The sequence below is a fragment of the Pelagicoccus sp. SDUM812005 genome, assembly GCF_031127875.1.
Taxonomy (GTDB): domain Bacteria; phylum Verrucomicrobiota; class Verrucomicrobiia; order Opitutales; family Opitutaceae; genus Pelagicoccus.
In genome coordinates, this window is record NZ_JARXIA010000037.1 from 23,740 (window position 1) to 29,739 (window position 6,000).

The following is a 6,000-nucleotide window of genomic DNA, read 5'->3' on the forward strand; positions in this document are numbered from 1 at the left end:
AGTGAACCAGAAAAACAGAAACTCTGAAGAATACCCAATAAAACTATGATTGCCCCAAAAATTAGATTTAAACAGTACTTTTCTCTGGGATTGACCTTATCCTTAACAGGAGCGATTTGCTCGTACGCTCAGGAAGCCGCGTCGGGCGACGACGAAGATATTTTCGAACTTTCGCCGTTCGAGGTAGATGGATCGAAGGATGTGGGCTATCGGGCAGCGAATTCGCTGGCAGGCTCTCGATTGAACACTTCGTTGAGGGACACCTCATCCGTTATCGATGTTTTCACCAGAGAAATGATGGATGACTTAGGAGCGACTGATCTCAAAGATGTCGTGGCTTACGGTAATAATCTCGTCCAGAGTACGGAGGATGACACGCACGGGTTTGGAAATGTTCAAGTAGGAGCGAGCCCCTCATTCAATTTTCGCGTTCGTGGTCTGCCGGCGACGAGAGCAAGGAATTATTTCTCGTACGGGTATGAATTCGATAGCTACAACATGGAGCGGCTTGATGAAGCGAGAGGGCCGAACTCCATTTTGTTTGGATTTGGATCGCCTGGAGGCGTGATCAATAACTCAACGAAACAAGCTCATTTTGGTAAGCAAAAAGGGCGTGTTGAATTTACCACTGGAGACGAAATCAAAGCACGCACGGCGTTGGATTGGAATGAAGTTCTTATCGATGACCGTCTTGCGGTTCGCGTGAATCTTCTCAAGCACGAAGAAGAGGGCTGGATGTACTATACGCACGATGATCATGAAGCCATTGACCTCGCTCTAACCTACAAGCCTTTCGAGAAGACTAAAATTCTCTTCGATTATGAGGAGTATGAAAAGAACGATACGACTTCTCGTCCGTTCAACCATCATAATTGGGCAGAAAAGTGGGAGGATATTGGGAACCCTCTTCTTGCTGGCGGTTGGGATCTTCGAAATAACTCCACCGTGAACCCTGATCTGGATTCCACGGACCTGGCTCACATGCAGGCGCTTAGTGGTACAAATGATAATAACAAAGATGGGTACTGGTCAATTACCAGCAATGATGGGCAGGTCGCTAATTGGAGAGGGATGGTGCGAGCGCGGTGGCCCAATGGAAAAAAGGAAGATGGGAGCAATCTTACATTCTTCAATGGCGGAAGAAATGTGGCGATCGAGCCAGATGGTGTGCTCGGCGTGAATGTATTTGGACCCAGCACCTCTAGGGATTTTAAGATAAAAAACAAGACGGCTATCGTTGAACATGAGATAGTGAAGGATCTCTTTGTTTCGTTTGCGGCCACTGAGAACGAAGTGGACTGGGATCTGTTTCTCCACAATGCGTCTTTTTTGCAGGGAGACCCGAACTTGTGGCTACCTGCAGCCACCATTACGGACAATCTGCCTGACGTCGATAATCCGGTTCTTAATCCCTATGCGGGGCTGACTTACATTGAAGCGTCTACTATGAGGAGGGTTCAGGAAGAGCTTTTCGAATCTCAAAGAGTGTCGCTATCGTATAAAATCGATTTCAAAGAATTGCTTGGGTCTGAGAAAGCTGGGAATGTTCTAGGCGTACATCGCATTGCCGGTTTATATGAAGATTCAGACTATACTGTTGAAGAAATCAGTATGCGTGAGAGCGTGTTCATTGATGGCGTTTTGCCCCGTCCAGACTTAGGGAACAATGTTCGCAATCGACTTTTGAGAAGAACCTACATAGAAGACCCGTCGGATCCTCTTCAGTATGCTATTGGGGAGTTCGAGCCGGTGAATTTGACTTTGGAAGATGGCTCTGTGCTTACTAGTGACTTCGTCCCATTCCAAAGAAGGTACGACTTTACGCGGGACAATATCTCAAAGATGGTTTCGTTGCAGAGCTTTTGGTTTGACGGTAGACTCGTAACGACATTTGGAGAGCGTAGCGACGAACTTACTTTTCATGCGTTTGGTGAGTTGCTGGATCCTTCCGGGGCAATTGTGCGCGATCCGGATAATCTGACTATTAGTGAATTTACGGGGACCACCCAACAATTGGGCGCTGTGTTTCATGTGACAAAGAAATTGTCGATATTCGCGAATGAGTCCGATAGTCTTGGCGTCCCAGACTTTCCAAGAACGATGGTTCCTGATGGATCCTTTAATGAGCCAACACAAGGTGATGGTAGTGATTTGGGGATCAAATTCGACGCCCTCGAAAATAAGCTATCTCTAACAGCAACCTACTTTAACGCTGCTCAGAAAAATGACACCCGTGGAGGGAATCCAGACAACTGGGGACAAGAGCAGATTGTTGATGCTTTGCTCGTCGAAGGTTTACTGGCCGAGGCTGATGCAGAGCAATACCGCTTGTACGGGAATGGACACACTTGGGATACGGAAACCGAAGGGTATGAGTTGGCTGCGGTTGGGCGGATTACGAAAAACTGGAACGTTCGCCTGAACTACTCATGGACGGATAAGGAGATTACGAATATCGCTCCGAGAATCGTGTCTTGGATCGAAGACGTAGGCAGGCCGTTTTGGAGTTCCTATGATCGTGATAACCCAAACACGCCAGAAGCTGACAATATTCTTGATGACATTGTTGATGGAGAAACCTCGCTACGCGACCGGATTAACAATTTCGAGTCTCAGCTTAATAATATCATTGTCAATGGCACGACCCTGAGAGGGCTGCGTCAGGATAAGGTTTCGGTTTTCAACAGCTATGATTTCCGCGATGGACGCCTCAAGGGGCTTGGCCTTGGCGCTGGGTTCCGGTATATGAGCGCTCCGGTTGTGGGGCAAGATGCGGATGGCAGGCACATGTATGGAAGCTCCAACAGCAATTTCGACTTTATGGCGAAGTACAAAACGAAGCTTATGGACCGGAATGTCACCTATCAAGTGAATGTCAAAAATGCCTTTAGAGATGAAGTCGAATGGAGTCCGATCAGCGTAGTTTATGCAGATAATATTGATGCCATCGTTCTTTTTCCTCCGCGTGAAATAACGTTCTCGGTTCGTTTGGATTTCTAAGGATAGCGAGATTGGTGATTGGTCCTTTCCGTATCTCGGATAACAGAGAGAACGGAAGGTCTTAGTCGCGGAATTTAGGGGGTGGCTGGAGCTGGTTCAAGTTGCGGTCACCCCTTTTTTTTATGGAGAAATGGCTTAGGGACGAAAGATAAAGCATTCGGAGCATGTTAGAGCTTCGAAAAGTTGTATAAAATTAGTGAGTATGAATATTTTAATTCTATTTAGCGCATGCGTTTTAGGCATGCTTTGTGTCACGTTGGAACTAGAGGCACGGGAGTATGAACCGACTCGAGAGAGTCTCTCTGGCTACGAAGTACCGGAATGGTACCACGATGCAAAAATTGGGTTTTTCTACCACTGGGGACCGCAATCCGTTGTTGGCGAGTATTGGAATAGGGACGTCATGGAATTCTGCCGTCAGCAGGGGAGGTATGCAGGTTCCCATACGGCTGCGAGGAACCCTCCAGGCCAATGGGGGGCTAATATGTATCCAAAAGCCGGAAAGCCGGAAAATGAGCAAAACTCGAACTACCTTTTGCACAAGCGGTTTTTTGGAGATCCGAAGGAATTTGGATACAAGGATCTTATCCCGCTAATGAGTAGTGATGGGTTCGACTACAAGGAAATGGTTCGCTTGCTGGATGAGGCGGGGGTACGCTACTTTGCGCCCATGGCGATACACCATGATGGGTTCGCGATGTGGGATTCAGAGGTCGTTGATGAGTTTAATGCAGCGAAGATGGGGCCGAAGTTGGATACAGTTGAGGCAGTTGTTGGCGAGGCCAGAAAACGAGGCATCAAAGTGGGGGTATCGACGCATGTGGCACGGCATTCCTGGTATTATGGAGGCAAAGGTCTCCGCGGATACGATGTGTCCGATCCGCGATACGTGCAACTCTACGGTGAAGGGATTGGAGAAGGAGGGCTCCCAAAACCAAGCGCTTTGAAGAAGTGGGAAGATACGCTTTCTGAGCTAGTGCATCGTTTTCAGCCGGATTACATTTTTGTGGACGGTGGAACAGCTGATATCTTCTGCGATACAGGAAATTATGTACATCAGGATGCGTTTAGGCGCATTGTTGCGAATTATTACAATGATGGGTTAAAGAATGGATATGAGCCGGTCATCAGCTATAAGCGGGAATCCTTGTGGAAAGAGGAAGCGATCCCTGATTACGAAGGGGGCAATTTGGTCGGAATCGCACCTTACAAGTGGCAGGCTCACAGCAATGTAGCAGGGTGGTTCTATCGTCCCGGACAATCGGTGGTGAAGTCGCACATACTGTTTCGAAAGACGATTGATGTGGTCAGTAAAAATGGAAATATGCTATTGAACCTTGGGCTTAAGGGAGATGGTTCTATGCAGGATGCGGATATTGCTTTCCTGAAAGATCTCGCCACCTGGACGAAGGCGTTGGGGGAAGGCATTTTTGAAACAAGACCATGGCTCGTTTATGGAGAGGACAGTCAGGGTAAGCCGAAGCCTGTTGTGGAAAATGGGTTTAGAGGAATTGTTTACGATGATCCTTCCCGTACTTCGTCGGCTAGGGTTAAGCTTATTGGCGGAGATCTCAGGTATACGAAGAGCAAGAATGGGAGGGTGATTTATGGAACGATATTGGCTTGGCCGAAAGAGTCGATTGTTCTCAGGTCATTTGGTCGCGATGGAGTCGGTAAAGATTTGAAAGTAGCCAAGGTTTCGTTGTTGGGAAGCGATGAAAAAATCGTTTGGAAGCAGACGGCTAAGGGGATCGAGATCCAAGCTCCGAGGAATCCCGTATTTGAGAATTTGGATTGGCCTGTTATGTTCAAATTGGAGCTCTAGATCGTTTTCGATTATTATTTGGCAACTCCCTAATGAGGACTTGATATTAAAACTGAATTAAAAGGGGCAAGAAAATCATGTTTTGCGTGGTGCTGTTGTTTGCGAAACGGGGTCTTTCCGCGGAGCTGCAGGTAGCGCCGATCCCTTCGTTCGCGAATGGACCTATGGTTATTCCTCGTTTCGAGTCGACTGACGTCTTGAATTGGATAGGCGAGAATTTTGCCGCAGTCCGTTTGGACAATCCTCCCAGTTCTGCGGGGTGAGCTTGAATTGCTCGGACCCCTTCATTGATGGGATGCGCTCGAGCAAGTCGTGGATGTATTCTGAGGGGTTAATGCCTCGACGTTCGCAGCTGCCGACGATCGAGTAGTTCTCCGCGGCGGCTTCTAGCCTTGGGGTGGCCTATGAACATCCAATTCTTCTTGCTCACGGCGCTGGGACGGATGGCGTTTTCCATCAGCTTGTTGTCGATCTCCGCTTGGTCGTATTCAAGGAATCGCGACATGGCCCCCCATTCTCCGAGGGCATAGGCGACGGCCTTGTCCATGGCGGTCTTGGGCAGGTAGCGTCCATGGCGCTTGGCGATGGCATTGCCCAGCGGGCGGAAGGTCATGGCCGATTCGCTTTGGCGGGCGACCGAAAAGCGCGTAGCCTTGTAGGCCGCGCGCTGGTGGTAGGGGGGGAGGTGGTCGCAAAACTTGGATACGACGTGTAGACCAGCAGTTCGGCGGAGGCGCCCTTTCTTCTCCGACAGCTCCGCCTTGAGGTTCTCGTTCTCGGCAAGGACTGTTTCGACGGGCGGAATCTTGCGTATCTGCATAAGCGGGTACGCTTTTCGAATTAACCGCTTTTTCAGGGTTCGTACCGCTCCTTGGCCATCCCGTCCTTGAGGGTAAGCGGTGCAAAATCTGCCCCTATGCTGATCTTGACTTTTTCCAGTTGGCTGGGGTCAGAGTCCTGAGCGCTTGCTCCGGCAGGGTTCGCGTATCCTTGGACAGTACGTCGGCCAGGTATTCCAGCGGCTGGATGTCCAGGCGTTTGCAGGAGATCAGGATCGAGTAAAGGATCGCCGCGCGTTCGCCGGCTTGGGGATGCCCTACGAAGAGCCAGTTCTTCTTGCCGACCGCGGTCGGCCGGATGGCGTTCTCCATCCAGTTGTTGTCGATCGCGACGTG

3 protein-coding genes and 1 pseudogene are annotated in these 6,000 nt (G+C 49.3%); 2 read left to right on the top strand and 2 right to left on the bottom strand.

Annotated features, from left to right (window positions below; translation table 11 throughout):
- Positions 1-45: 45 nt before the first annotated feature.
- Together QEH57_RS24120 and QEH57_RS24125 are read left to right on the top strand one after the other, a co-directional pair.
- Positions 46-3,000 (top strand): TonB-dependent receptor plug domain-containing protein, encoded by a 2,955-nt coding sequence (locus QEH57_RS24120; RefSeq protein ID WP_309009371.1) that lies wholly within the window; start codon positions 46-48, stop codon positions 2,998-3,000.
- Positions 3,001-3,202: 202 nt separating this feature from the next.
- Complete coding sequence (locus QEH57_RS24125) at positions 3,203-4,825, top strand: alpha-L-fucosidase (protein ID WP_309009372.1); 1,623 nt, start codon at positions 3,203-3,205, stop codon at positions 4,823-4,825.
- A gap of 331 nt (positions 4,826-5,156) precedes the next feature.
- On the opposite strand, the gene QEH57_RS24130 is transcribed toward QEH57_RS24125, so the two are convergent.
- A complete protein-coding gene (locus tag QEH57_RS24130; RefSeq protein WP_309009373.1) occupies positions 5,157-5,645 on the bottom strand; it encodes a transposase in 489 nt (162 codons plus the stop codon).
- Positions 5,646-5,859: 214 nt separating this feature from the next.
- A pseudogene (locus QEH57_RS24135) lies at positions 5,860-6,000 on the bottom strand (transposase); the annotation flags it as partial.

Coding starts and splice junctions, on each gene's coding strand:
- QEH57_RS24125 (WP_309009372.1), top strand. CDS start 3,203: ATGAATATTTTAATTCTATTTAGCGCATGCGTTTTAGGCATGCTTTGT.
- QEH57_RS24120 (WP_309009371.1), top strand. CDS start 46: ATGATTGCCCCAAAAATTAGATTTAAACAGTACTTTTCTCTGGGATTG.
- QEH57_RS24130 (WP_309009373.1), bottom strand. CDS start 5,645: ATGCAGATACGCAAGATTCCGCCCGTCGAAACAGTCCTTGCCGAGAAC.